At 68.0% G+C, this 25,962-nt stretch carries 22 protein-coding genes; 15 read left to right on the forward strand and 7 right to left on the reverse strand.

Annotation, left to right across the window (positions count from 1 at the left end):
• The first annotated feature begins 92 nt into the window (after positions 1–92).
• The 4 genes from dctA (at position 93) to AB0M24_RS35665 (ending at position 8,505) form a co-directional block, all read left to right on the forward strand.
• A complete protein-coding gene (dctA, locus tag AB0M24_RS35650) occupies positions 93–1,442 on the forward strand; it encodes a C4-dicarboxylate transporter DctA (protein ID WP_363777875.1) in 1,350 nt (449 codons plus the stop codon).
• Between the two features lie 532 nt (positions 1,443–1,974).
• The gene (gene gltB / locus AB0M24_RS35655; protein WP_363777876.1) at positions 1,975–6,498 is read left to right on the forward strand and encodes a glutamate synthase large subunit; all 4,524 of its coding nucleotides are present in this window, start codon (positions 1,975–1,977) and stop codon (positions 6,496–6,498) included.
• Positions 6,491–7,996, forward strand: a complete 1,506-nt coding sequence (locus tag AB0M24_RS35660) for a glutamate synthase subunit beta (RefSeq protein WP_363777877.1) — start codon at positions 6,491–6,493, stop codon at positions 7,994–7,996. The genes gltB and AB0M24_RS35660 overlap by 8 nt, the downstream gene beginning before the upstream one ends.
• Before the next feature lie 89 nt (positions 7,997–8,085).
• Positions 8,086–8,505 (forward strand): hypothetical protein, encoded by a 420-nt coding sequence (locus AB0M24_RS35665; RefSeq protein WP_363777878.1) that lies wholly within the window; start codon positions 8,086–8,088, stop codon positions 8,503–8,505.
• On the opposite strand, the gene AB0M24_RS35670 is transcribed toward AB0M24_RS35665, so the two are convergent.
• Positions 8,489–8,821: a helix-turn-helix domain-containing protein gene (locus tag AB0M24_RS35670; protein ID WP_363777879.1), complete on the reverse strand. Its 333-nt coding sequence runs from the start codon at positions 8,819–8,821 to the stop codon at positions 8,489–8,491. The two genes, AB0M24_RS35665 and AB0M24_RS35670, sit on opposite strands and share 17 nt — an antisense overlap.
• 67 nt (positions 8,822–8,888) lie before the next feature.
• Between AB0M24_RS35670 and AB0M24_RS35675 the strand changes: the two genes are divergently transcribed.
• The 4 genes from AB0M24_RS35675 (at position 8,889) to AB0M24_RS35690 (ending at position 11,831) form a co-directional block, all read left to right on the forward strand.
• Complete coding sequence (locus tag AB0M24_RS35675; RefSeq protein WP_363777880.1) at positions 8,889–9,437, forward strand: hypothetical protein; 549 nt, start codon at positions 8,889–8,891, stop codon at positions 9,435–9,437.
• 102 nt (positions 9,438–9,539) lie between these two features.
• Complete coding sequence (locus tag AB0M24_RS35680) at positions 9,540–9,854, forward strand: hypothetical protein (protein ID WP_363777881.1); 315 nt, start codon at positions 9,540–9,542, stop codon at positions 9,852–9,854.
• A 62-nt stretch (positions 9,855–9,916) separates the two neighbouring features.
• On the forward strand, positions 9,917–10,492 hold the full coding sequence (locus tag AB0M24_RS35685) for a carbonic anhydrase (protein ID WP_363777882.1): 576 nt from the start codon (positions 9,917–9,919) through the stop codon (positions 10,490–10,492).
• A gap of 13 nt (positions 10,493–10,505) precedes the next feature.
• Positions 10,506–11,831 carry a SulP family inorganic anion transporter gene (locus AB0M24_RS35690; RefSeq protein WP_363777883.1) on the forward strand — a complete coding sequence of 442 codons (1,326 nt, stop codon included), beginning with the start codon at positions 10,506–10,508 and terminating at the stop codon, positions 11,829–11,831.
• Here the strand turns inward: AB0M24_RS35690 and AB0M24_RS35695 are convergent.
• On the reverse strand, positions 11,790–12,341 hold the full coding sequence (locus AB0M24_RS35695; RefSeq protein ID WP_363777884.1) for a tetratricopeptide repeat protein: 552 nt from the start codon (positions 12,339–12,341) through the stop codon (positions 11,790–11,792). The genes AB0M24_RS35690 and AB0M24_RS35695 overlap by 42 nt on opposite strands.
• Positions 12,342–12,422: 81 nt before the next feature.
• The gene (locus AB0M24_RS35700; RefSeq protein ID WP_363777885.1) at positions 12,423–13,676 is read right to left on the reverse strand and encodes a CHRD domain-containing protein; all 1,254 of its coding nucleotides are present in this window, start codon (positions 13,674–13,676) and stop codon (positions 12,423–12,425) included.
• A 167-nt stretch (positions 13,677–13,843) separates the two neighbouring features.
• Between AB0M24_RS35700 and AB0M24_RS35705 the strand changes: the two genes are divergently transcribed.
• A complete protein-coding gene (locus tag AB0M24_RS35705; RefSeq protein ID WP_363777886.1) occupies positions 13,844–14,293 on the forward strand; it encodes a hypothetical protein in 450 nt (149 codons plus the stop codon).
• 84 nt (positions 14,294–14,377) lie between these two features.
• The gene (locus tag AB0M24_RS35710) at positions 14,378–15,190 is read left to right on the forward strand and encodes a DNA/RNA non-specific endonuclease (protein ID WP_363777887.1); all 813 of its coding nucleotides are present in this window, start codon (positions 14,378–14,380) and stop codon (positions 15,188–15,190) included.
• A gap of 4 nt (positions 15,191–15,194) precedes the next feature.
• Here the strand turns inward: AB0M24_RS35710 and AB0M24_RS35715 are convergent, their stop codons facing one another.
• Both AB0M24_RS35715 and AB0M24_RS35720 read right to left on the reverse strand, forming a co-directional pair.
• Positions 15,195–18,059 (reverse strand): NACHT domain-containing protein, encoded by a 2,865-nt coding sequence (locus tag AB0M24_RS35715; RefSeq protein ID WP_363777888.1) that lies wholly within the window; start codon positions 18,057–18,059, stop codon positions 15,195–15,197.
• 52 nt (positions 18,060–18,111) lie between these two features.
• Positions 18,112–20,031: a helicase-associated domain-containing protein gene (locus tag AB0M24_RS35720; protein ID WP_363777889.1), complete on the reverse strand. Its 1,920-nt coding sequence runs from the start codon at positions 20,029–20,031 to the stop codon at positions 18,112–18,114.
• A 75-nt stretch (positions 20,032–20,106) separates the two neighbouring features.
• Between AB0M24_RS35720 and AB0M24_RS35725 the strand changes: the two genes are divergently transcribed.
• The gene (locus AB0M24_RS35725; RefSeq protein ID WP_363777890.1) at positions 20,107–20,763 is read left to right on the forward strand and encodes a DUF2461 domain-containing protein; all 657 of its coding nucleotides are present in this window, start codon (positions 20,107–20,109) and stop codon (positions 20,761–20,763) included.
• Here the strand turns inward: AB0M24_RS35725 and AB0M24_RS35730 are convergent.
• On the reverse strand, positions 20,736–22,088 hold the full coding sequence (locus AB0M24_RS35730; RefSeq protein WP_363777891.1) for an FAD-dependent monooxygenase: 1,353 nt from the start codon (positions 22,086–22,088) through the stop codon (positions 20,736–20,738). The genes AB0M24_RS35725 and AB0M24_RS35730 overlap by 28 nt on opposite strands.
• Positions 22,033–22,401 carry a VanZ family protein gene (locus AB0M24_RS35735; RefSeq protein ID WP_363777892.1) on the reverse strand — a complete coding sequence of 123 codons (369 nt, stop codon included), beginning with the start codon at positions 22,399–22,401 and terminating at the stop codon, positions 22,033–22,035. The genes AB0M24_RS35730 and AB0M24_RS35735 overlap by 56 nt, the downstream gene beginning before the upstream one ends.
• Before the next feature lie 64 nt (positions 22,402–22,465).
• On the opposite strand from AB0M24_RS35735, the gene pyk reads away from it, so the two are divergent.
• From pyk to AB0M24_RS35755, 4 genes are all read left to right on the forward strand, one after another.
• Positions 22,466–23,890 (forward strand): pyruvate kinase, encoded by a 1,425-nt coding sequence (gene pyk, locus AB0M24_RS35740; protein ID WP_363777893.1) that lies wholly within the window; start codon positions 22,466–22,468, stop codon positions 23,888–23,890.
• A 177-nt stretch (positions 23,891–24,067) separates the two neighbouring features.
• Entirely contained in the window at positions 24,068–24,967 is a 900-nt protein-coding gene (gene tesB, locus AB0M24_RS35745) for an acyl-CoA thioesterase II (RefSeq protein ID WP_363777894.1), read from the forward strand.
• The gene (locus AB0M24_RS35750; RefSeq protein WP_363777895.1) at positions 24,964–25,287 is read left to right on the forward strand and encodes a hypothetical protein; all 324 of its coding nucleotides are present in this window, start codon (positions 24,964–24,966) and stop codon (positions 25,285–25,287) included. Before tesB ends, AB0M24_RS35750 begins: the two co-directional genes overlap by 4 nt.
• Positions 25,288–25,343: 56 nt before the next feature.
• Positions 25,344–25,883: a Uma2 family endonuclease gene (locus tag AB0M24_RS35755; RefSeq protein ID WP_363777896.1), complete on the forward strand. Its 540-nt coding sequence runs from the start codon at positions 25,344–25,346 to the stop codon at positions 25,881–25,883.
• Positions 25,884–25,962: the final 79 nt, after the last annotated feature.

The raw sequence follows: 25,962 nt of genomic DNA on the forward strand, positions 1-25,962 counted from the left end.
GTCAGAGCTGTCTGAAGTTTCCGTGCGTCGCCTTGTAGGTGCCCGTGGCGCGGCTCACCCTCACTACCCAACGCGAAGTTCAAGGAGGAACCGTGGCGACCACCACCACAGGCCGCAAACCGATCTACAAGCACCTGTACTTCTGGGTGCTGGTCTCCATCGTGCTGGGCGCCGCCGTCGGTTTCCTGTTCCCCAAACAGGCCTCCGAGATGAAGTGGCTGGCCGACCTGTTCGTCAACCTCGTCAAGGTCGTCATCGCGCCGACCATCTTCGCGACGATCATCGTCGGCATCGCGGGCCTCGGAAACCTCGCCAAGGCGGGCGGGCTCGCACTGCGGACGATCCTCTACTTCACCGCGATGACCACGGTGGCGCTCGCCATCGGCCTCATCGTCGTGAACGTCGTGGCGCCGGGTCACCACGGCGGTGAGATCGAGCTCAACGCGAAGGCCGCCGACGCCACCCTGAAGTCGGCGTCGAGCACGGAAACCGGTGTCACCGGCTTCATCCTGAGCCTGATCCCGAAGTCGTTCGTCAGCGCCTTCACCGACGGTCAGCTGATCCAGGTGCTCGTCGTCGCGATCCTCGTGGCCGTCGCCGTGGCGGGCATGGGTGAGCGCGGCGCGCGGGTCGTCTCCGCGATGGAGACGCTCTCCAAGGTCATGTTCGGCATCATCAAGATCGTCATGTACGCGGCGCCGATCGGTGCCTTCGGCGGAATCGCCTACACCGTCGGCAAGTTCGGTGGCGGCATCCTCAGCAAGCTGCTGTGGCTGATGGGTTCCTTCTACGCCACCTGTCTGCTGTTCATCGTCGTCGTGCTCGGCATCGTGGCGCGCATCGCGGGCTTCAGCCTGTTGAAGTTCCTGCGCTACATCAAGGACGAGATCCTGATCGTGCTCGGCACCTCGTCGTCCGAGTCGGTGCTGCCGCGCATGATGGTCAAGCTCGAGGCGGCGGGCGCGCAGAAGTCGGTCGTGGGCCTCACCATCCCGACGGGGTACTCGTTCAACCTCGACGGCACCTGCATCTACCTGACCATGGGCGCCATCTTCATCGCCCAGGCCACCGGCCACGACGTCTCGATCGGCGTCCAGATCGGCCTGCTGCTGTTCATGCTGATCGCGTCGAAGGGCGCGGCGGGCGTCACCGGCGCCGGCCTCGTCACCCTGGCCGCGTCGCTGCAGGCCTTCGAAGCCCACTCGGCCATCCCCGCGGTCGGCATCGCGCTGATCGTCGGCATCGACCGCTTCATGTCCGAGGCCCGCGCCATCACCAACGTGATCGGCAACGGTGTCGGCTCGCTCGTGGTCGCGGCCTGGCAGAAGGCGCTCGACAAGGACCGGCTCAACGAGGTGCTCGACAACCCGGACATCGTCGACGTGGACGACCTGCTGGAGAAGCAGCACGCCGAGTCCGACAAGACGGCGGCTGCCCACTAGGTGGACTCCGTGGCCGGGGACGACTCTCCCCGTCTCCGGCCACGTGACCGAGCCTCATGAATGCCGAGGTCCCGTTCTCCCCGCATGCGGCGCGGGGTGAACGGGACCTCGGTCTTTTGGTTCTGAACAACGGAGTGGACAGTGGTCAGGTGGCTACACCTGGTCGCGAGTGAACGTCCACTAACTGAGACGACCATGGCCTGAGCAGCGCGGACTTGTGAATACCCGCCGGATCCAGTGTCAAACCGTGAATGTCACGCAGCTCTCACCAGGCTGAACGGTCTTGAACGTTCGGTTACGCTTACCCGGCTGTAACGAAGCTCGACGTCCGCTGCAATGTCGCTCAGCGCTGGGAAATCGTTACGCTTCCATGACCTAGATCACCCATTGGCGGGTGTCCCTGGGTTTCGCGGCTGTTAAAGTCGCGTCAACACGCGGGCCATCGTCGTCCCGTGCTCCCACCTGTTGGTACGAGGTCTGAGCACGAGGGACATCCGTTCTTTACGCGAGGACGACGAAGGAGGTCTGCGCAGTGATCTTCTCCGCCATCCCCGGCCCCCAGGGTCTTTACGACCCCGCTGACGAGCGCGACGCCTGTGGTGTCGCCATGGTGGCCGACATCCAGGGCAGGCGTTCCCACGGCATCGTGAGCGATGCCCTGACGGCGCTGGCCAACCTGGAACATCGCGGCGCGGCAGGCGCCGAACCCACGTCCGGCGACGGTGCCGGCATCCTTCTGCAGCTGCCGGACGAGTTCCTGCGCGCTGTGGTCGAGTTCGACCTGCCGGAACGCGGGCGGTATGCGGCGGGAATCGCTTTCCTGCCGTTTGAATCCGAAGAACGCGCCGCTGCGATGGAGCAGATCGAGCGCATTGCCGAAGAAGAGAACCTAGAAGTTCTCGGCTGGCGCGATGTTCCGGTCGACGCGGACAAGGCCGGCGTCGGACCGACCGCGATGTCCGTGGCGCCGCATTTCGCGCAGTTGTTCGTGAAGGGCACGCGCGACGAGGCCGGGATCGCCCTGGACCGCCTGGCTTTCTGCCTGCGCAAGCGGGTGGAGCACGAGGGCAGCGTGTACTTCCCGTCGCTGTCCGCGCGCACGATCGTCTACAAGGGAATGTTGACGACCGAGCAGCTGCCGGCGTTCTTCCCCGACCTGCACGACGAGCGCCTCTACACGGCGATCGCGTTGGTGCACAGCCGTTTCTCCACGAACACGTTCCCCTCGTGGCCGCTCGCGCACCCGTTCCGGTTCGTCGCGCACAACGGTGAGATCAACACCGTCCGCGGCAACCGCAACCGCATGCGTGCCCGCGAGGCGTTGCTGGAGAGCGAGCTCATTCCCGGCGACCTCGCGCGGCTCTTCCCGATCTGCGACCCGTACGGCTCCGACTCGGCGTCGTTCGACGAGGTGCTGGAGCTGCTGCACCTCGGCGGCCGCAGCCTGCCGCACGCGGTGCTGATGATGATCCCGGAGGCGTGGGAGAACCACGCCACGATGGACCCGAAGCGCCGTGCGTTCTACCAGTTCCACGCCTCGCTCATGGAGCCGTGGGACGGCCCGGCGTGTGTCACGTTCACCGACGGCGAGCTCGTCGGCGCGGTGCTGGACCGCAACGGCCTGCGTCCCGCCCGCTGGTGGCAGACCGCGGACGGCCGTGTGGTGTTGGCGTCCGAGACCGGTGTGCTCGACGTGCCGTCCGACCAGGTGGTCGCGAAGGGCCGCCTGCAGCCGGGCCGCATGTTCCTGGTGGACACCAAGCAGGGCCGGATCGTCGACGACGAGGAGTTCAAGTCGGGGCTGGCTTCCGAGCAGCCCTACGACGAGTGGCTGCACGCAGGTCTGCTCGACCTCGCCGACCTGCAGGACCGCGAGCACGTGCTGCAGAGCCACGAGTCCGTCGTGCGCCGCCAGCTCACCTTCGGCTACACCGAGGAGGAGCTGCGGATCCTGCTCACGCCCATGTCGATCATGGGCCAGGAGCCGCTCGGCTCGATGGGCACGGACACGCCGGTCGCCGCGCTGTCTCAGCGTTCCCGGTTGCTCTACGACTACTTCGTGCAGAACTTCGCCCAGGTCACGAACCCGCCGCTGGACGCGATCCGCGAGGAGATCGTCACGTCCGTCAAGCGCGTGATGGGTCCTGAGCAGAACCTGCTCGACCCCGGCCCGGTGTCGTGCCGCCACGTCACGCTCGACTACCCGGTCATCGACAACGACGAGCTCGCCAAGCTCATCCACATCAACGACGACGGCGACCTGCCGGGCTTCGCGTGCACCGTCCTCTCCGGACTGTACGAAGTGGACGGCGGCGGCGAGGCGCTGACCGCCGCGATCGAGCGCGTGCGTCGCGAGGCGTCGGAGGCCATCGCGAACGGCGCTCGCACGCTGGTGCTGTCGGACCGCGACTCGGACCACCGCATGGCGCCGATCCCGTCGCTGCTGCTCGTGTCCGCGGTGCACCACCACCTGGTGCGCACCAAGGAACGTCTGCGCGTCGCGCTGGTCGTCGAGTCCGGCGACTGCCGCGAGGTCCACCACGTCGCCGCGCTGCTGAGCTACGGCGCCGCCGCGGTGAACCCGTACCTCGCGTTCGAGACGATCGAGGACCTGATCAGCCAGGGCGCCATCACCGGCGTCCCGGCGCACAAGGCGATCCGCAACTACGTCAAGGCGCTCGTCAAGGGCGTCCTGAAGATCATGTCGAAGATGGGCATCTCGACCGTCGGTGCCTACACCGCGGCGCAGATCTTCGAGGCCGTCGGCCTGTCCAACGACCTGCTGGACGAGTACTTCACCGGCACGCAGTCCAAGCTCGGCGGTGCCGGCCTGGACGTGCTGGCCGAGGAAGTCGCGCTGCGCCACCGCCGCGCGCACCCGGAGAACCCGACGGACCGCGTGCACCGCCGGCTCGAGGTCGGTGGCGAGTACTCGTACCGCCGCGAGGGCGAGCTGCACCTGTTCACGCCGGAGACGGTGTTCCTGCTGCAGCACGCCACGAAGACGCGCAAGGAGGACGTCTTCCGCCAGTACACGGCGGAGGTCGAGCGCATCTCGCGGCAGGGCGGCACGTTGCGCGGCCTGTTCAAGTTCCGCACCGAGGGCCGCACGCCGATCCCGATCGACGAGGTCGAGCCGGTCAGCTCGATCGTCAAGCGCTTCAACACCGGTGCCATGTCGTACGGCTCGATCTCGGCCGAGGCGCACGAAACCCTTGCCATCGCGATGAACCGGCTCGGTGGCCGGTCGAACTCCGGTGAGGGTGGCGAGGACCGCGAGCGCCTCTACGACCCGGAGCGCCGTTCCGCGGTCAAGCAGGTCGCGAGTGGACGGTTCGGCGTCACGAGCGAGTACCTCGTGAACTCCACGGACATCCAGATCAAGATGGCGCAGGGCGCGAAGCCCGGCGAGGGTGGCCAGCTGCCCGGTTTCAAGGTCTACCCGTGGGTCGCGCGCACCCGGCACTCCACGCCGGGCGTCGGTCTGATCTCGCCGCCGCCGCACCACGACATCTACTCGATCGAGGATCTGGCGCAACTCATCCACGATCTTAAAAACGCGAACGAGCAGGCGCGCGTTCACGTGAAGCTCGTCTCGTCGATCGGTGTCGGCACGGTCGCCGCGGGTGTCGCCAAGGCGCACGCGGACGTCGTGCTGATCTCCGGCTACGACGGCGGCACCGGCGCGTCGCCGATGAACTCGCTGAAGCACGCGGGAACGCCGTGGGAGATCGGGCTCGCCGAGACGCAGCAGACGTTGCTGCTCAACGGTTTGCGCGACCGCATCACCGTCCAGGTCGACGGCGCGATGCGCACCGGCCGTGACGTCGTCGTGGCTGCTTTGCTGGGTGCCGAGGAGTTCGGGTTCGCGACCGCGCCGCTGATCGTCGCGGGCTGCGTGATGATGCGCGTCTGCCACCTGGACACGTGCCCGGTCGGCGTCGCCACGCAGAACCCCGACCTGCGCGCCCGCTACACCGGCCAGGCCGAGCACGTCGTGAACTTCTTCGAGTTCATCGCGCAGGAAGCCCGGGAGCTGTTGGCAGAGCTCGGTTTCCGCACGATCGACGAGGCCGTGGGCCACGCCGAGCTGCTCGACAAGGACGAGGCGATCGAGCACTGGAAGGCCGACGGTCTGAACCTGGACCCGGTGTTCGAGGTGCCGGAAACCCCGTACCCGACGGCGAAGCGCAAGATCCGCGACCAGGACCACGGCCTCGACAAGGCCCTGGACCGCACGCTGATCCAGCTCGCCGAGGCGGCGCTCGAGGACGCGCACCAGGTCAACCTGGAGCTGCCCGTCCGCAACGTCAACCGCACGGTCGGCACGCTGCTCGGCGCCGAGGTCACCCGTCGCTTCGGCGGCGAGGGCCTGGAAGACGACACGATCAAGGTGAAGCTCACCGGGTCGGCCGGCCAGTCGCTCGGCGCGTTCCTGCCGCGCGGCATCACGCTGGAGATGGTCGGCGACGCGAACGACTACGTCGGCAAGGGCCTGTCCGGCGGGCGGATCATCGTCCGTCCGCACGACGACGCGCCGTTCCGCGCCGAGGACCAGGTGATCGCGGGCAACGTGATCGGCTACGGCGCCACGTCCGGTGAGGTCTTCCTGCGCGGCCGGGTCGGCGAACGCTTCTGCGTCCGCAACTCCGGGGCGTTGCTCATCGCGGAAGGCGTGGGCGACCACGCGTTCGAATACATGACCGGTGGCCGGGCCGTGGTGCTCGGGCCGACCGGGCGCAACGTCGCGGCCGGCATGTCCGGCGGCATCGCGTACGTGCTCGACCTGGACCCGTTGTCGGTGAACCAGGAGATGGTGCAACTGCAGCGCCTCAACGCCGAGGACCTGCGTTGGCTCAAGGACGCCATCACCAAGCACCACAAGGCGACCGGCTCTGCCGTCGCCGCGTCGCTGCTCGGTGACTGGACCCGGCGAGCCGGTGCGTTCACGAAGGTCATGCCCGGCGACTTCCAGCGGGTGATGGACGCGATGCGTCTCGCCCGCGCCGAGGGCCGGGACGTCGACCAGGCTGTCATGGAGGCGTCTCGTGGCTGATCCACAGGGTTTCATGAAGTACTCCCGCTCCGACGCGCCGAAGCGCCCGAAGCCGGAACGGTTGCAGGACTGGAACGAGGTCTACCTCGCCGAGGAGCCGGCCGAGCGCAACGCCGCCGTGCGCACGCAGGCGACGCGGTGCATGGACTGCGGCATTCCCTTCTGCCACAGCGGAACCGCCGGTTGTCCACTCGGGAACCTGATTCCCGAGTGGAACGACCTGGTGCGCCGCGGTGACTGGGAGCTCGCGTCGGACCGCTTGCACGCCACCAACAACTTCCCGGAGTTCACGGGTCGTCTGTGCCCGGCACCTTGTGAGGCCGCGTGTGTTCTCGCGATCTCACACGACGCCGGTGGTGCCGTCGCGATCAAGCGGGTCGAGGAGACCATCGCGGACATGTCGTGGGAGAACGGCTACGTCCAGCCCTCGACCGCCGCGGTGTCGTCCGGCAAGCGCGTGGCCGTCGTGGGTTCCGGGCCGGCCGGTCTCGCCGCCGCTCAGCAGCTCACCCGCGCTGGGCACGAAGTCGTTGTGTACGAACGGGACGACCGTCTTGGTGGGTTGCTGCGGTACGGCATTCCCGAGTTCAAGATGGAGAAGAAGGTTCTTGATCGGCGGTTGGCTCAGCTTCGCCGTGAGGGCACCAAGTTCGTGACCGGCTGCGAGGTCGGCGTCGACATCACGGTCGAGCAGCTGCGCGCCGAGTTCGACTCGGTCGTGCTGGCTGTGGGCGCTCTGCGTGGCCGTGACGACAAGACGACGCCCGGACGTGAGCTGGCCGGCGTTCATCTCGCGATGGACCACCTGGTGCCCGCGAACCGCGCGGTCGAGGGCGACGGTCCGTCCTCGATCTCCGCTGAGGGCAAGCACGTCATCGTGATCGGCGGCGGCGACACGGGCGCCGACTGCTACGGCACCGCGACCCGCCAGGGCGCGCTGTCCGTGACGCAGCTCGACCAGTACCCGATGCCTCCGACCGTGCGGGACGACGACCGCTCGCCGTGGCCGGTGTGGCCGCACATCCTGCGCACCTACCCGGCGCACGAGGAGGCGGGCGAACGCCGCTTCACCGTGGCAGTGCGCCGTTTCGTGGGCGACGACGACGGTCACGTGCGCTTCATCGAACTGCAGCACGTGCGCGTCGAGAAGGACTCGTCCGGCCGCCGCTCGGTGATCCCGGTGTCCGACGAGGTCGAGCTCCTGCCCGCGGACATGGTGCTGCTGGCCATCGGCTTCGAGGGCGTCGAGCACATGCGTCTGCTGGACGACCTCGGGATTTCTTTGAGTGCGCGCGGCACGATCTCGTGCGGCTCCGACTGGCAGACCTCGGCGCCCGGCGTGTTCGTGTGTGGAGACGCCCACCGCGGGGCATCCCTCGTGGTGTGGGCGATCGCGGAGGGACGGTCCGTGGCCAACGCCGTGGACAAGTTCCTGACGGGGTCGTCGAACCTGCCCTCGCCCGTGATTCCCAACCAGCTTCCGCTCGCTGTGGTCTGACAACGGCGTCCGACCAGCGGAGAGCAGCATGACGCCCCGGTGGACAACGACGTCGACCGGGGCGTTCGCCTCTCGGTAGCGTGTGCGGCGTGGAGAGCGCCTCGGAATGGCCGTATCAGCCGGTCGGCGACGGGTTCCTGGACATCGGGTGGCAGTCGCTCAGTGATGGGTTCCGGGAGTCGTACGTCACGGGCCCGCTGGCGGAGCACGGCTTCGGGTACCTGGCGGAGATCATGGACAGCGTGCTGGCGAGCGGGGTGGCCGATCAGCTGCTCGTGAACAAGGGCATGCACGACATCGTGATCATGCCCGCGCACGCGAAGGCCGGTGAGTGGGAGTCGGTTCTCGTCGTGTCACCGGCGAACTACCCGCTGTTGCGCGGCCACTTCGGGCTCGCTTTCTGGAGCGAGCATCGTCGTTGGGAGTACCGGCAGTACCCGGTCGAGCACGCCGTCGAGGCGTTCTGGGACCTGGTCGGCGAGAAGTTCGGCATCACGCGCCAGGCGTGATCCGGCGTGTGCCCGGCAGGTGCCGCACGCCCCAGGTCGCCATCGCGTCCACGACCAGGCCCAGCTCACGGCCGGCCTGCGTCAACCGGTACACCGCGCGCGGCGGGTGTTCGCTGTACAGCTCGCGTGCCACGATTCCCGCCTGCTCCAGCTTCTTGAGCCGGTCGGCCAGCGTGTTGGTCGGGATGTGCTCGCCGCCGCCCAGGAAGTCGCCGTAGCGCATCTCGGTCGTGGCGAGCAGATCGCGCACGATCAGCAACGACCACCTGTCGCCGACGAGGTCCAGGGTGTTCGCCACCGCGCAGTCCGAACGCATGACTTGCATCTTACAAGTGACCTGGCTAACTTGTCACTTGCAATTCACAAGTGACAAGAGGTGCGCCATGATCGCTGTGCTCTGGTTCGTCGCCGTGTTCGTCGCGGGCGCGTTGGGCTGGTTCGAGACCGGAGGTGCGGAACCGCCGATCGTGCTCGGCATCGCCGCCGGGCTGCCGCCGCTCGTGGTCGCGGCCGGTCTGCTGTGGTCGCCGGGCTTTAGGAGATGGGTCGACACGCGGGACCACGGGCTGCTGATCTCGTTGCAGGGGTGGAGGATCGCCGGGTTCGTGTTCCTGGTGCTGTGGGCGGAGGGGCTGTTGCCCGCCGGGTTCGCGGTGGCGGCGGGTCTCGGTGACGTCGCGATCGCGGTCGCGGCGCCGTTCGTGGCCAAGTACGCGCCACGCGGGAAGATCTTTCTGACGTGGACGGTGCTGGGGATCCTCGACCTCGTGAACGCGGTCGCGCTCGGCATCGCGCACGGGCTCACCGATCCGGCGATGGCGATCATGGGGCGGTTGCCGCTCGTGCTGATTCCGACGTTCGGCGTGCCGTTCCTGCTCGTGGTGCACGTGCTGTCGCTGCGCACGGTGAAACGAGAAAATTCTTTCGGGTGAAACTGATGCTTGATGCGGGCGAACTACCTGCCGGGTATCGCGAAGGTTGTCCAGTTCGGGCGAAACTGGTAGCTGTAGATCAACTCGGTCGGGGGGTGAGCAATGCGCAGCGTTCTGCTGGCTGTCGTGATCGCCCTGTGCGCCGTGCTCGCTCCAGCCGTGAGCACCGCGTCGATCGGGGCGCCGCCGCCGAAGTCCAAGACCTCCGTGCCCAAGGAGGAAGCGCCTCGCGAGGAGCGTGAGCCCAGCCGGGTGCGCCTCAAGGTCGCCGCTGTCGAGCGGGTGGCCCGCATCGCGACACCGAAGCTCGTCGCCGAGTTCGCGCAGCGGGAAGAGTCCGCTGTTGTTCTCGTGTCCGCCGCCGAACCGATAGCGGTGTGGCGAACACCCCCTGCGCTGCAGGTGTTCCGGAACTGATCCCGGTTTTTGCCCCACCGGATCAAAACCGAAAACACTTCCTATAGCAGTGAGGGATTCCCATGGACTTCCATCGCTTTGTTCAGCATGCCCGCGCACACGCCAAGTCGCGCTCGCACGCCGCGGGCAAGAAGCTTGCGGCCGGTCAGCAGCCGACGACGATGTTCATCACGTGCGCCGACAGTCGCATCGTCACGGCCGAGATCACCGGCGCTGAGCCGGGGTCGTTGTTCGAGCTGCGGACCGCGGGCAACGTCATTCCGCCGTACTCGCTGGCCACGCCGTCCAGCGAGATGGCCACGATCGAGTTCGCGGTGCTGCAGCTCGGGGTCAGCGAGATCGTCGTGTGCGGGCATTCGCACTGCGGTGCGGTGGCGGGGCTGCACGGCGCGAAGATCGACCACCTGCCGGCGATGCGGGGATGGTTGAGGCCGCGGCAGAAGACGAAGCAGCCGAGCGACCCGGCGATGCGTGCGGAGGGGCAGGAGCACGTGCGCAAGCAGTTGCGGGCGCTGCTCGAGTATCCGTTCGTGGCCGAGAAGGTGGCGAACGGGGATCTCAGGGTGCACGGGTGGTTCTACGACATCGAGACCGGCGAGGTCTCCGTGTGTGCCGAGCACGCTTTCCTGCCGCTGTAAGGGTTTCTCGGACATGAAGAAGTATTGGGCCGACTTCGGTTCGTCGGTCGTCGTGTTCCTCGTGGCGCTGCCGCTGTGCGTTGGTGTGGCGGTGGCGTCCGGGGTGCCGGCCGAGCTCGGCATCGTGACCGGGGTGGTCGGCGGCGTCGTCGTCGGGCTGCTGCCGGGGAGCACGATGCAGGTGAGCGGGCCGGCTGCCGGGCTCACGGTGCTGGTGGCGGATGCCGTGGGCAAGCACGGGATTCAGGCGCTCGGTGTGATCGTGCTGGGTGCCGGGGCGCTCCAGATCCTGCTGGGTTTAGCCAGGTGCGGGCGGTGGTTCCGCGCGATCTCGCCGTCCGTGGTGCAGGGGATGTTGGCCGGCATCGGGCTGGTGCTGGTGTTCGGTCAGCTCAAGCACCTGGCCACACCGTTGACGCTCGCACTCGGGCTGCTCACGGTCGTCATCATGCTGTTGTGGCAACGGACTCCGTTGCGCGTCGTGCCGGGCGTGTTGGTGGGTGTGGTCGTGTGCACCGCGCTGGCAACGGCTTTCGCGTCACCGGTCGCGCGGATCGACGTGGGCACGCTCTCGGCCGACGTGCACCTGCCGGACTTTTCGTTGCTGAGCACCGGAGTCATCGGCACGGCGGTGGTGTTCGCGCTCGTCGCTTCGGCGGAGAGCATGTTCAGCGCGGCGGCGGTGGACCGGATGCACAACGGGCCGCGCACGCGGTACAACCGCGAGCTGGTGGCGCAGGGCGTGGGCAACACGATCTGCGGGCTGCTCGGGGCGTTGCCGATGACCGCGGTGATCGTGCGCAGCGCGGCGAACGTTCAGGCCGGTGCGCGGACCAAGGCATCGCGCGTGCTGCACGGCGTGTGGCTGTTGCTGTTCGTGGTGCTGGCGCCGGGGTTGCTGACGTTGATCCCGGTCGCGGTGCTGGCCGCGGTGCTCGTGCACGCCGGGTGGAAGCTGCTCGGCCTCAAAGAGCTGGTCTCGTTGTGGCGCAAGGACAAGGCCGAAGGCGCGGTGCTGGTCCTGACCGCTGGGCTCATTGTGGCGACGGACCTGCTGACCGGCACATTGGTCGGGTTGCTGGCCGCGATCATCAAGACGGCGTGGGACGTGTCCAGGCTGTCGGTCGTCGAGACACCGGAAGGCGTTGCTCTCAAAGGAAACGCGACGTTCCTGCGGTTGCCCAGACTGCTCGACGCGCTGGACCGGGTCGACCGCGAGCACGTCCGGATGGACCTGAGCGGGGTCCGGCACCTCGACCAGGCCTGCGGGCAGGCGATCGACCAGTGGGTCGACGAGTCACGGCGAGCCGGACGGACCGTCGAGCTGGTCGGGAGGTAGAGCGGTCCTCTTCGCCTTCACCTGCCGCACGACGTCGTCCATCTGGCGTTGCAGAGGTTCGGCCAGAGCGTCGAGGTCGTCCTCCGGCAGGCCGAGCTTCTGGCGCATCTGGCGCCGGCCGAGGGCGTAGACGCTGAGGGTTTTGTCGTTGGCGTCCAGCCGGGCGACCGCGAGGTCGTACCAGTTCAGCGCTTCCTCGAACTCGCCGCGTTTGCGCATCAGGTCGCCGGCCTGGTCGTACGGGGAAGGGTCGTCCGGCCACGTCTTCCTGAGGGCGCGGAGCTGAGTTCGTGCCGTGTCGTCCTGGCCGAGGTCGAACAGGATCTCGGCCAGGAGGACTCTCGGGTGGTCGGAGTCCTCGATGCCGAGCTCGATCGCTTCGGTGAGCAGCGCGATCGCCCGGAAGTGGTCGCCTGCCTCGCGCCACGCCCTGGCGGCGTCCATCAGGAAACCCTCGCGATCCTCCTCGAGATCTTCGTCGAGGAGGCGGGCTTTCTCGGTGGCGTCCATTCGGAGCAATCTACTCCGGAAACGGGGCGGCGCCTCGGCCGTGGGGGTCGCGGCCGAGGCGCCTCTATTCAGATGGTCTGGCTAGTGAGACGTGAACTGACCGCGAACGGCTCCACCGGGGAACGAACTGGTGTGGATGTTCGAGTAGAAGTCCTTCGGCGACTTCTTCAGCGCGTCCAGCGTGGCCTTGTCGGCGGTGGTCGTGCCCGAGACCGCGAAGATGCCGTTGGGGATCGCGGTGCCGAAGAACGTGATCTTCACCGGGCCATTCACACCCTTGGCGCCCTGGTGGACGTGGCCGAGCGTCGGCGCGTCGATGTTCACCCACGCCAGCGAGAAGTCGACACCGTTGTTGCCGGGCTGCACGAACGTGATGGCCTGGCCGTCCGGGTCACCGACCTTCGGGCCGTCCTGCACCGGCACCTCGTTGCGGCCGTTGGAGAACGCGCGGAGCTTGCCGCCCTTGATGATGTCGAGCGGGTTCACGTTCTTGCCGAGCGGCTTGAGCTGGGCGCGGACCGCACCGCCGGGCTTCTCGGTGCTGTGCAGGTTCACGTAGAAGCCGGCCGGGTTCTTGCGGATGTCCTCGGCGAGCTTCGGGTCGATCACGGTCTGGCCGGCGGCCGCGGACAGCGTCTCCGGCATCGGCGTGGCGAACAGGTTGACCTTCACCGGGCCGTTCTGCCCCGCGTTGCCCTGGTGGATGTGGCCGAGCGTGAGCTGCGAGGTCTTCTTCCACTCGACCGCGAACGTCACGCGGTCGCCGCGCACCTCGACCAGCGCCTTCGCCGACGCGTCGGGGTCACCGACAGCGGGGCCGCCGGCGGTGGGCACCTCCTGCTTGCCGTCGAGGTCGGCGGAGAAGAAGAACGGCTTGCCCTTCACCGGGCTGGGTTTGGGCTGGTCCGGGTTGGGCTGGCCGGGGGCGGGCTGAGTGGGCGCGGGGTTGTGGCCGCCGTGCTCACCACCGTTGCCGCCACCGGAGCCGACCTTCGTCGCCGTCGGCTTGTCCTTCGAACCACCGGCCTCGATGTTGAGCGTCGGGCCGTCCGGGGCGAAGAACTGGAAGTCCGAACCGCCGTTCTTCACGACGACGCGCACCTCGATCTTGCCCTTCCCGGGCTTCACGGTGAAGGTGCGCGACTCGCCCTTCTTGGCGCCGTCGAGGCACCGGCCTTCCAGCTGGTCGGCCGCGCAGAACGTGGCCTCGTACCCGGCGGTGTTCGTGATCTTCACGGTCACGGCGTCCTCGGCGGCGGACGCCGGTGTCACCACGGCCAGCCCGACCGCGGCGCCGAGAAGGCATGCGGCAGCGACAGTTTTGTTGCGAGACATGGGGTGTACTCCAAGGCTCCTCAGTGGGAGTCGGGGGGTCTTGGCGGACCCGACACCACCAACACGGACCCCGGCGCGGATCGGTTCAAAGAAAGTTCGTTAGTGAACCGAACGAGGCCGCCGCACGTGTCGACGGCGGGAACAGGACCGACCACTTGGAGAAGAAGATGCGTGCACGTATGGGAATCCTGCTGCTTCCTGCTCTGCTCGCGGGCCTGGCTGCCTGCGGAAACGAGGCGCCACAAGCAACTCCGCAGCAGGAGGCGCCCGTCAACGTCGAGGTGAAGATCGCGCAGTCCGACCTCGGCCCGATCCTGGTCGACCAAACGGGACGGACGCTTTACGCATTCACCAAGGATGAAAACAAGTCCAGCGCGTGCGACGCCGACTGCATCGCGGTCTGGCCCGCACTCACCGCGCAGTCCACAGTGGACGCCAAGGGCGGTGCGGACACGAAGCTGGTGTCGAAGATCGACGAGAGCTCGCAGGCCGTGTACGGAAAGTGGCCGCTCTACTACTACGTGGGAGACCAGGTCGCCGGCGATCTGAACGGCCAAGGCGTCGACGACGAGTGGTTCGCGATCGCGCCCGACGGCAAACTGGTCAAGAAGTCCTGATGAACACTGGGCCGTTCGGGTGTATCCGGCTAACGGCCCCATGGGATGTGTCGACCTTGCAGATGAACCAACAGGGGGCGACACATGACCAGTGCAGGCTTTGACGCGAAGTTCCTCGGCACCGCCGCGGGACTCCCCGTGCTGACCGAGCCGGGAGCCGACGACGCGGTCGAGCTGAACGGCTCGACCACGATCGACTACACGCACTTCTCGCTCGCGTTGAGCAAGACGCGCAAGTTCGCGATGTGGGTCGCGTGGAACATCGACGGCGGCGAGATGAAGGCCCTGAGCCGCAGCAACATCCCGTTCGTCAAGGATCCCAGGATCCCGGCCGAGTTCCAGACCGGCGACGAGCTCTACCGCGACAACAGGCTCGACCGCGGGCACCTCGCACGCCGGGCGGACCTCTGCTGGGGCCCGAAGGCGGAGGCGCAGAAGGCGAACAAGGACTCGTTCTTCTTCACGAACATCACGCCGCAGATGGACGACTTCAACCAGAGCACCAAGGAAGGGCTCTGGGGCCGGCTGGAAGACGCGGTGCTGGAGGACGTCGACGTCGACAACCTCAAGGTCAGCGTCTACGGCGGGCCGGTGTTCAACGTCGACGACAGGGTGTTCCGCGGCGTCGCGATCCCGCGCGAGTTCTACAAGGCGATCGCGTTCGTGGTGGACGGCGAGCTGCGGTGCAGCGCGTTCCTGCTCACGCAGAACCTGGTGCTCGCGGAGGCGCTGGACCTCGACGAGTTCCGCGTGTTCCAGGTGTCGGTGGCCGAGCTGGAGAAGCGGGTGAGCTTCACCTTCCCGGCCGAGCTGCACGCGGCGGACACGGCCGCGGTGCAGCTGCTCGACGAGTCGGAACGGAAGCCGCTGGGAAGCCTCGCCGACATCCAGTGGTGACGCATCACGTCGAGAACCGGATCGCGGGCAGCTCCTGACGCAGCTCCTCCAGCCGCGCCAGTGACTCCGGCTGGTGCACGACCACGTGCTCCAACGACGGCAGCACCCGCAGGTCGCTCGCCGAAGGCACGCCGAACACCTCCAGCGTCGTGATCGTCGGCCACCGCTCCAGCCCCGCCAGCGAGTAGGGCGGGCGGTGGTCGATCGCCAGTTCGCGCAACGCGGGCAACGCCGGCAGCGCTGCCAGCCCGTCGTCCGTCTCCGTGTCGCGGATCTGCAGGCGCCGCAACGTCCCGCCGTCCAGTGACGCCAGGTCGACCCGGCTGAAGTGCAGGTGCAGCTCGTCGAGGTCGCGCACCGGCGACAGGTCGATCCGCCCGAGCGGACGGCACCGGCTCAGGTGCAGCTCCTTCAAGGAACCAGAGATCCCCAACGGCGAGAGGTCGCGCATGACCTCGTTCTGCCACAGCTCCAGCCGGTGCAGCGCGGGCATCGCGCCGAGCGGGTCGAGCGGGTTGATGTTGCCGATGCACCGCACGTACCGCAGCTTCTCCAGGTGCAGGATGAACTGGATCCGGTGCCAGCCGCGCACGTCGACGCGCCGGTCACCGAAATCCACTTTGGACAGCACGGTCTTGGCGTAGTTCTCCGCGTCCGGTGTGTTCCGCCACGCCCGCAGCAGCTCGTCGATCACCATCGCGTGGTCCACCGCGACGAACTCCGCGATCCGCTCCCACGCGCCCTCGCCGCCGATGTTGGCCAGCGTCCGCACGATGTACGCGGCCGCCTCGGTCGCCTCGGGGCCGGGCAACAGGTCCACGACGAACGACCCGGCCTCGGACAACGCGTCGGCGTGCGCGAAGCTCTTCGGCGGGATGAGCGAGGCGGCGGCAGCAGTCACCTGTGCCCGTGCGGTCTCCGGTTCGATCACGTCGGCCTGTTCGAGGCACGCCAGAGCCAGCAACCGCAGCTTGTCCCGGCCGCGCTCGTCCTTGCGCGTGTCGTCGTTGCCCGCCAACAGGTCCATCAGCACGCGGGCCCGTTCGCGCGGCCGGGCGTGCGCGACGGCCATCACCACGACGTCGTGCCACTCGTCGAGATGTGCCCTGTCCACCAACAGGTTCAGGTCACCCGCGTCCACCACCTCCTTGGCCGCCAGGTAGTCGCGGAACGTCCGGTGCACGAACTGCACGCGCTCCGACGACACCTCCCGCAGCAGTCCGGCGCGTTCGAGCAACCGCTGCATCGCGTCGTCCGGGTCGATCTCGTGCGACCGCAGCCCGCGCATCGCGTTGCCCAGTCGGTGCACCGCCTCGGAGCGCGGCACCATCAGCTCCCGGTTGCGCACCAACGAATACGCGAACCGTTGCAGCAGAACGAGCTGCTCCTCCTTGGAGAACGACGGCAGCGCGAGCCCGCGGTCCTCGTCCCACCGCACCAGCAGCAGGTCCAGAGCAGCCTCGTACAGCGAGCGCCGATCACGTGGCAGGTGCATGTTGCGGTCCTGGTGCAACGCGCACAACAGCCCGGCCAGCAAGGGACTCGACGCCAGCCGCCGCAGGTCCGGCCGCTTCGCCAGCGTCGCCACCAGCCGCGTCTCGCACTCGGTAAGCCACACCCGCGCGTCCCGCGTCAGGCCCGGCTCGTCGCGCGCCGCGGTGTGCCAGGCCTCCACGAAGTCGCGCACACCCTTGTCGCTCAACGGCAACAGGTCGAACGTCTCGAAGCCGACGTCCTCCAGCCAGTCCTCCGGCACCGCCGCCGGACGGGTCGTGATCGCGTACCGGGCGTCCGGGTAGGCGTTGACGAGCTGCTGCAACCACAGCCGCGCCTCGGCCCGCCGCTCCCACACCACCTCGTCCACGCCGTCGACGAGGACCAGCGCGCGGCCTTCCTTGAGCCGCGCGGTGACCCACCCGGCGGGCTTCTCCTCCTCGATCATCGAGGCGGTCGAGGAGATGAAGTCCTCCGGTTTCGGCAGCGTGGTGAACTGCCGCAGCGGCACGAAGAACGGCACCAGCCCGAGCCACTCGTTGCCCGAGGTCCGCGTCTCGCCCAGCGCGTTCATCGCGAGCCAGCGCAGGAACGTCGTCTTGCCCGCGCCCGCGCCACCCCGGATCAGCACGCGCGGGGTGTCGGTCAACGCGGCGGCCACCGGCAGCCCGGCGCCGGTCAGCTCGTCCGTGTCGCCGACCCGTGCGACCGCCAGCGACACGTACGAGCTGTCGAACGAGTGCCGGCGCGGCGCACGCCCGCGCGACACACCGAACAGCTCCAGCCCACCCAGCGAGTGCGCGACCTGATCGGCGTACCGGTCCTCGAAGTCGCGATGTGACGCCACCAGAGCCAGTTGCTGCTGGTCCGCGAGCCGTGCCACGGCATCTGCGGTCGCCCTGCTGATCCGGAACATCTCCACCGCGAGCCGCCGCGCGTACTCCGGCTGCGACCACACCAGCTCGACGACCGCCACGCACACCCGCAGCAGCAACGCGTCGTAGACGGCCGTCGCGTGGTCTGAGAGCCCCGCGGCACGCCGGATCTGCTGCGACTTGGAGTGCACGTAGTTCCGCAACGACTCGGGCGTCAGCATCACGCGCAGAGCTTCGTCGTCGCGCAACGGCAGCGAGGCCTCGATGGACTCGCGCACGGCGTCCACCGCGGCCTGCCACTCGTGCTGCTCGACGGAGCTCAGCTCACCCTTGGCGAGCTCGCTGGACACCCGCTCGACCAGCGGTCCCGGCCTGGTCAGCTCGCGTTGCCGCTTCTTGTCCCTGGAACCCTTGTGCACGACGTCGAAGAGACCGACCAGAACGCGCTCCAGCACGGTCTCCAGCACCATCAACAACCCGGCGGAAAACGGATCGGCCATCTTCCCAGTATCAGCACGTGATCACCCGCGAAGCCGCCACTTCACTCACTGTTCATGCGAGTACGGCGACCTTGCGCACGTGGCCGATGGAGAACTCGCGCGTCGACCCGTCGTCGCAGTCCGCCGTCAGCACGCCTTCGAGGTGCTTGGCCGGCGTGATCACGTGCGTCTCCATCTGCCGTGGACCGCTCGCGTACCCGATCACGACAGGGTTGCCGTCCACCAGCGCCGTCGCCAGGATCAGCACCTCCTCGTCGCGCAGGAAGACGTTCTGGTCGCGCAGCATCCGCGCCGCGCTGGCCCGCGGCGTGCCCCGGCCGACGCTCGGCCGTTCCTGCTCGACCAGCCTGATCGCGAGCTGAGCCAGCTCCAGATCGTCCAGTTCGGTCCGCCACCACTGGTCCGGCTTGCGCTCGCCGCGAGCAGGAGCCCGCCGCCGTTCCACGTGCTCCACAATGGACTGATCACCGGCGTCGAGCCCGGTCGGCGCGTAGCCGGCCCTGCGCAACGCGGCCAGCGTCTCCTGCATCGGGTGCGCGGAGGCCAGCACGGTGGGCGCCAGGAACCTGAGCTGCAACGACGTCAGCCGCTTCGACTTGGCGATCTCCTGCAGCAACGTCGGATCCTCCGAGCGCACACAGCTCGCCACCTCGGTCACCGTCAGCTGTCCGTGCCGTCGTGCCACGTCCTGCACCTGGTACTCGATCACCTGCGGCAACGGCGCTTCCGAGACCGCCGCGAGCTTCCGCAACACCTCGTCCGCGGTCAGTCCGGTGTCGAGCGCGCGCCGCACCGACCCCGCGGACAGGCGCCACACGCGTGCGGCGTCGTTGTCCTCCAGGTCGGCCGCGAGGTTCAGCGTCGCGGACAGCTCCGGCGACGGCAGCCCGTTCACCACCGCCGTCATGTCCGTCTGGAACGCCGCTTTCTCCGCCGCGGGAGGCATCAGCTCGGCGGCTTCACCGTCGATGTCGCCGTTGTTCAGCACCGCGGAACCCAACGGCGTCAGCGCTCCGCCCGCGATCAGCCCGAGCGACTCCATCTCGCTGATCACCGCGGCCGTCGCGCGCGAGTCCTGTACCGCCGGCCGTTCCCAGACGAGGTCGGCGACCAGTTCGTCCAGGTCGGTGAAGGCTTCCTCGGCCGAGAACCGTTCCAGCGCGGTGCGCCGGAGTGTCAGCCCCGCGGCCCCGGTGTAGTCGCGCAACGCCGCCCGCGCCTGGTCCGGTTCCGGCCGCCAGTCCATCCGCTGCCACGCCTCGACCAGCGCCGCGAGCCGCGCGCCCGGCTGCGAGTCGAGCCAGGCGTCCGCGTGCCTGGTCGGCAGCAGCCGGGAGCGTTCGATGCCGATCAGCTGCGCCTCGACCGCGAGCTCCAGCCACAACCGCAGCACGCCGTCCGCGACCCGCAGCGCACGCGCGACCCGCCGGATCTCGACCGTCGCGACGCCACCGGTGTAGCGGGCGTCGAAGCTGTCCTGTTCGCAGTGGGCCAGCAGTCGCACCACACCGTCCACAGTGGACATCGCGGCGACCACGGGGGACGTCGTGGACGCCTTGCGCCTCGCAGGTGTCCTGGGCCGCAACGTCAGCTGGTCGTGTTGAGCGCCGTTCGCCCGCACCGAGTTCACCGCGATGAGCCTGGAGCCGTCCGGCCACGCCAGCGCACGTTCCTTGAGCTGCCCGAAAGCCCGTTCGAAGTCGTCGATCGTGCAGTGCAGATCGGCGCACACCGCGTCGATCGTGCCGGCGTTGCCCCGCGCCACGATCGCGCCGAGCACGTCCAGCGCGCCCTGGTCGAGCGTGTCCTCCACGAGGTGCACCGAATCGGAGTCGGTGAGCTGCGTCGCCAGGTCCTTCAACGTGCGGACGTACCGATCCGCCACGTCCCGGCGGTGCACGAGCATCGCCGCCACCTCGTCCGGCTCGAGGGTGTGAAGCCAGGTCGCGAGCGCGTTGATACGGCGGGCCATTCAGCTGATTATGGCCGTGATTGTGTGCGCTCAAACGAATTTCACGCGCATGGGCGATGTAACTAGGCTGACTCGGTGACGTTCACGGGTTTCGGCGAGTACGCCATTGACTTCTACGACGGCCTGGAGCTCGACAACTCGAAGGCCTACTGGGACGACAACAAGGAGACCTACCTGCGGGACGTGAAGGCGCCGATGGAGGCGTTGCTCGCGGACCTTGCGAAGGAGTTCGGCGAGGGCAAGGTGTTCCGGCCGTACCGGGACGTGCGGTTCTCGAAGGACAAGACGCCCTACAAGACGCACTGCGGTGGCGTCATCGAGAAGGGCCGCGGCGGCGGCGCGTACTACACGCAGGTCAGCTCGGAGGGACTCGCGACCGGTGGCGGTTCGTACCACATGGCGCCGGACCAGCTGGCTCGTTACCGCGCCTCGGTCGACGCGCACGGCGTGCTGCTGCGCAAGATCATCGACAAGCTGCTCAAGCAGGGTTGGTCACTGCACGGCGACGTGATGAAGTCGAAGCCGCGCGGGATCGCCGAGGACCACCCGCACCTCGACCTGCTCAAGCACAGGTCGATCTGGGTGCGGAAGGTCTGGGAGCCGGACGACGTGCTGCACGAGCCGGGGTGCCTCGACCGGGTGCGCAAGTCGTGGCGGCAGCTCAAGGAGTTCAACGCGTGGTGCGAGGACCACGTCGGGGTGAGTCAGGAGCCGAACCAGCGGGGCAGGTGATCGTCCAGGTCCCGCTGGTCCTCGCCGATCCACGCGACGTAGCCGTCGGGCCGCACCAGGACGGACGGTTCCGCGGCAGGTTCGACGACGAGGTCGACGCGGTCCGACCAGCGTCCGGTCTTCAGCTGTCCGGTGCGGTCGAGCAGCAGGCCGCGGCCCTGCCTGAGGTCGAGGCCTGGCAGGTAGCGTCCGAGCAGGTCAGGGCCCTCCCCGAAGTCGTGGCGGAGGTCGATCGCGGTGATCTTGCCGATCAGGTGCCGGTTGACCTCGTCGAACCGCAGGAGCTCGGTGAACAGCCTGCGCAGGGCCGGTTCGCCGGACATCAGCGCGACCTGGGCACGGGTGTTGTCGAGCACTGCTTCGGCGACTGGATGACGTTCGGCGTGGTAGGTGTCGAGCAGACCGGAAGGTGCCCAGCCGTGGACCTGGCCAGCCAGTTTCCAGCCCAGGTTGACCGCGTCCTGGACGCCGAGGTTGAGGCCCTGGCCGCCGGCGGGCGGGTGGATGTGCGCCGCGTCGCCCGCCAGCAGCACCCGCCCGGTCCGGTAGCGCTCGACAAGCCTGGTGGCGTCGCCGAAGCGGGACAGCCAGCGCGGGGAGTGCACGCCGAAGTCGGTGCCCCCGAGTCGGCGTAGCTCCTGCTTGAAGTCGTCGAGAGATGCTGTGCGGTCGTCGCTGACGGCCTCACACGGGACCACCACGCGATAAACGCCCTCGCCGAACGGGCTGATGCTGAACGCCGGAGCGGTTTCGCGGATCTTGGCGACGAGCTCCTGGTCCGGCACGTCCGCCGCCATCTCGCCCATCAGGGTGTCCTGCCGCGAGGGCTCGCCGGGGAAGCCGACGCCGAGCAGTTTCCGGACGGTGCTGCGAGCGCCGTCGCAGCCGACGAGGTAGGGGGCCCGGAACCGCTCACCGGCCGCCGAGACGGTCACGCCGTCGTCGTCCTGCTCGATTCCCGTGACGGCACAACCGCGCCGAACCTCCGCGCCCAGTTCGATCGCGTGCTTCTCGAGCAGGCCGGCGACGATCGGCTGCGGGATGCCCAGCAGGTACGCGGATTTCAGGCCCTCAGGCGCGGGCGCGGGAATTCCGGCGAAGATCCCGCCGACAGGACGTTGCCTGCCGCGTTCGAGAAGAGGGTCCAGCAGCCCTCGCATCGCCATCAGCTCGAGACTGCGAACGTGCAGGCTGACCACCCGCACGAACGACGACACAGGCTCCGGTTCCTTCTCCAGAACCAGCACCTCCACGCCGTGCAGGCGCAGCTCAGCTGCCAGCATCGCTCCCGTCGGCCCGCAGCCGGCGACGATCACGTCGAGCATTGACCACCTTGGTGAACACGAGCCAGCCCAGGCCGATCCCGAGCACGTCCACGAGAGCGTCGATCACGTCACCACTGCGGTGCAACGGAGTTATCAGCTGCTGCAGAACCTCCGAAACGCCCGCGTAGGCGACGAGCAGCAGGAGAACGCGAGAAATCTTCGCGTACAAGCCGGTGAACGCGAGCAGGGCGAACAGCAGCGTGTGCACCACCTTGTCCGTTCCGGGTGGCGAGCTCGGCACACCTGACTCCGGGGTGAACAACACGACGACGCTGAGCAACGCCGCGATCACGAACGGGAGTACTCGACCCATGGTCGAAACATTACCGAGGAGTAGTTCGGGATCGGTCCAGGAAGGAGGTCTAGTCTCTTCAGACGTGAGTCGACGCGCAAAGATCGTCTGTACCCTCGGTCCCGCCACTGGCACGCCGGACAAGGTCCGCGACCTGGTAGCGGCCGGTATGGACGTGGCCAGGATGAACTTCAGCCACGGCAGCCATGCCGACCACAAGCAGGTCTACGACATGGTCCGCGCGGCAGCCGACGAGTCCGGCCGCGCCGTGGGCATCCTCGCCGACCTCCAGGGCCCCAAGATCCGCCTCGGCCGTTTCGCCGCGGGTCCGGTCGACTGGAACACCGGCGACGTGGTCCGCGTGACCGTCGAAGACGTCGAGGGCACGCACGACCGCGTGTCGACGACGTACAAGGAGCTCGCGAAGGACGCCAAGGTCGGCGACCGCCTGCTCGTGGACGACGGCAAGGTCGGCCTCGTGGTCGTCGACGTCGAAGGTTCCGACGTCGTGTGCGAGGTCACCGAGGGTGGACCCGTCAGCAACAACAAGGGCCTTTCGCTGCCCGGCATGGACGTCTCCGTGCCCGCGCTGTCCGAGAAGGACGTCGAGGACCTCGAGTTCGCGCTCTCGCTGGGCGTGGACTTCATCGCTCTGTCGTTCGTGCGCTCGCCGGCGGACATCGACCTGGTCCACCAGATCATGGACCGCAACGGCAGCAAGCGCCTCCCGGTGATCGCGAAGATCGAGAAGCCGGAGGCCGTGGACAACCTCGAGGCCATCGTCCTCGCGTTCGACGGCGTCATGGTCGCCCGCGGTGACCTGGGCGTCGAGCTGCCGCTGGAGCACGTCCCGCTGGTGCAGAAGCGCGCGATCCAGATCGCCCGCGAGAACGCCAAGCCGGTCATCGTCGCGACCCAGATGCTGGACTCGATGATCACCAACTCCCGCCCGACCCGCGCCGAGACGTCCGACGTCGCGAACGCGGTGCTGGACGGCGCGGACGCCCTGATGCTCTCGGGCGAGACCTCGGTCGGCCGCTACGCCATCGAGTCCGTGCAGACCATGGGCCGCATCATCGAGGCCGTCGAGACCGAGTCGGTCGTCGTGCCGCCGCTGACCCACGTCCCGCGCACCAAGCGCGGCGTGATCTCCTACGCGGCCCGCGACATCGGCGAGCGTCTCAACGCCAAGGCTCTGGTGGCCTTCACGCAGTCCGGTGACACCGTGCGCCGTCTGGCCCGTCTGCACACGCACCTGCCGCTGCTGGCCTTCACGCCGGAGCCGTCGGTGCGCTCGCAGCTGGCACTGACGTGGGGCACGGAGACGTTCCTGGTCCCGCGCGTGGAGTCCACCGACGAGATGGTCCGCCAGGTCGACGTGTCCATGATCGAGATCGGCCGTTACTCCGCCGGTGACCTCATGGTGGTCGTGGCCGGATCGCCTCCTGGCACCATTGGGTCGACGAACCTCATCCGGGTGCACCGGCTGGGGGAGGACGACCACGCGTAGTGCCTTGAGCACTAACCTTCGCCGGGTGGTTCGCGCGCTCGGACGGGTGCATCGCGATGCCGACCCCGCGTCCTCATACTGGTTGTATGGGGGCGCGGGGTCGGCATCGCGAGGTGCCCTGCCGAGTGCCCGAAACGCCCGGCGAAGATTGTGCTCAAGGCACGTAAGGAGCTTGACGTGACCGAGGCTGCCCGTGCCGCCGCTTTGTCGCCTTCGGGCCTGAGCGGGCAATCCGCAGTGGACGACCTGGTCGCGTTGCTCGACCTGGAACGCATCGAGGAGAACATCTTCCGAGGCGTGTCGCCCGCCGAGTCGCCAGTGCGCGTCTTCGGCGGGCAGGTGGCGGGTCAGGCGCTGGTCGCCGCCGGCCGGACCGTGCCGGTGGAGCGCCGGGTGCACTCGCTGCACTCGTACTTCATCAGGCCCGGCGACCCGCGCGTGCCGATCGTGTACGAAGTGGACCGAATCCGGGATGGACGGTCCTTCACCACTCGGCGCGTCGTGGCCGTGCAGCACGGCAAGGCGATCTTCGCCCTGTCCGCCTCCTTCCAGCTGGAGGAGCAGGGCAACGAGCACTCGTCGCCGATGCCTTCCGTGCCGTCGCCGGAGACGTTGCCGACGTGGACCGAACAGGCAGAGGGCTACCTGCTGCACTCGTCGAAGTTCCCGCGGCCGATCGACGTGCGCTACGTGACCGAGCCGCCGTGGGAGTCGCGTGAGGACGGTCCGGGCGAGGCCGCGTCACAGGTGTGGATGAAGGCGGACGGCAAGCTCCCGGACGACCCGATGCTGCACATCTGCATCATGACCTACGCCTCGGACATGACGCTGCTCGACGGAGTGCTGGCGCGGCACGGTGTCTACTGGGGACTCGACAAGGTCCTCGGCGCCTCGCTGGACCACGCGATGTGGTTCCACCGCCCGTTCCGCGCCGACGAGTGGCTGCTGTACGACACCTCGTCGCCGTCCGCCTCGGGCAATCGCGGGCTGGCGACCGGGCGGTTCTTCTCGCAGGACGGTCAGCTCGTCGCGACCGTGGTGCAGGAGGGGCTGATCCGGGTTCTCAAGCCGTCATGAGCGATGTGTGGCGGCTGCACCGCGGTTCCCAGGTGGTCGCTTTGCTGACGGTGACCGGTGGGGACTTCCCTTGGATGCACGCCCGTGTCGAGACTCTGCCGGGGTTCGACGAGTTCCGGCCGGTGTTCCTGGAGCTGGAGCAGGCGCTCGACGCCGAGGAGTACGAGCGGGCCGCTGTGCTCGACGAACGGGTCTGCGAGTTGTTCACCATGACGTACCCGGACGGCGAGCAGGTGCCCGAGTTCTGGCTGCGGATCTACGCGGACGGAACCGCTGGGTGGCGGTGGAGCGACGAACCGTTCGACGACGAGGACGACTGAGGTCGAACACCTGTTCGAGTGATCAAGGCTGAGTTGCCTTGCGTCGATGATCTGGCGTGATCATCACTTTGGCTGACTACGACGCCATGACCGAAGACACCTGCCGTCGGCACGAACTCGTCGACGGAGAGCTGGTGGAGATGCCGCCGCGGTACCCGCGTCACCAACACGCACTCATGAAGCTCTTGTGTCAGTTGGACGAGCAACTGCCGGCCGGTCTCGACGTGCTGCACTCGTTCGACGTCCTGCTCAGGGACGACAAGTGGCCGATGATGCGCAAGCCGGACGTCGTCGTGGCGCGGGTCGAGGCGTTCCGGGACGACGTGACCCGGTTCGACGCTGAGGACGTGGTGCTGGTCGCCGAGGTGCTGCAAGAGGAATCGGAGGACGTCGACCTGCGGGTCAAGCTGCGCGAGTACGCGGCGGCGGGAATCCCGAACTACTGGATCGTCGCTCCTGATGATCCGGTCAGCATGGCTGCGTATTCGTTGGTGGACGGGCGGTACGCACTCGCTGCCGGCGGCACCGGGATGCTCGACGTGGTGGATCCGGTACCGATGTCGCTCGACCTCGACGCCCTGATCCGGCGGCGGTAGGCGACCTCTGCCCTTGTGAGTGATCGCATGGAGTTCCTCCAAGGCAGATACTGGAGTGAGCTGGTGGCGAGAGACTCCA

This window comes from Lentzea sp. NPDC051838 (assembly GCF_040681245.1).
In the GTDB taxonomy this organism is placed as follows: Bacteria; Actinomycetota; Actinomycetes; order Mycobacteriales; family Pseudonocardiaceae; genus Lentzea.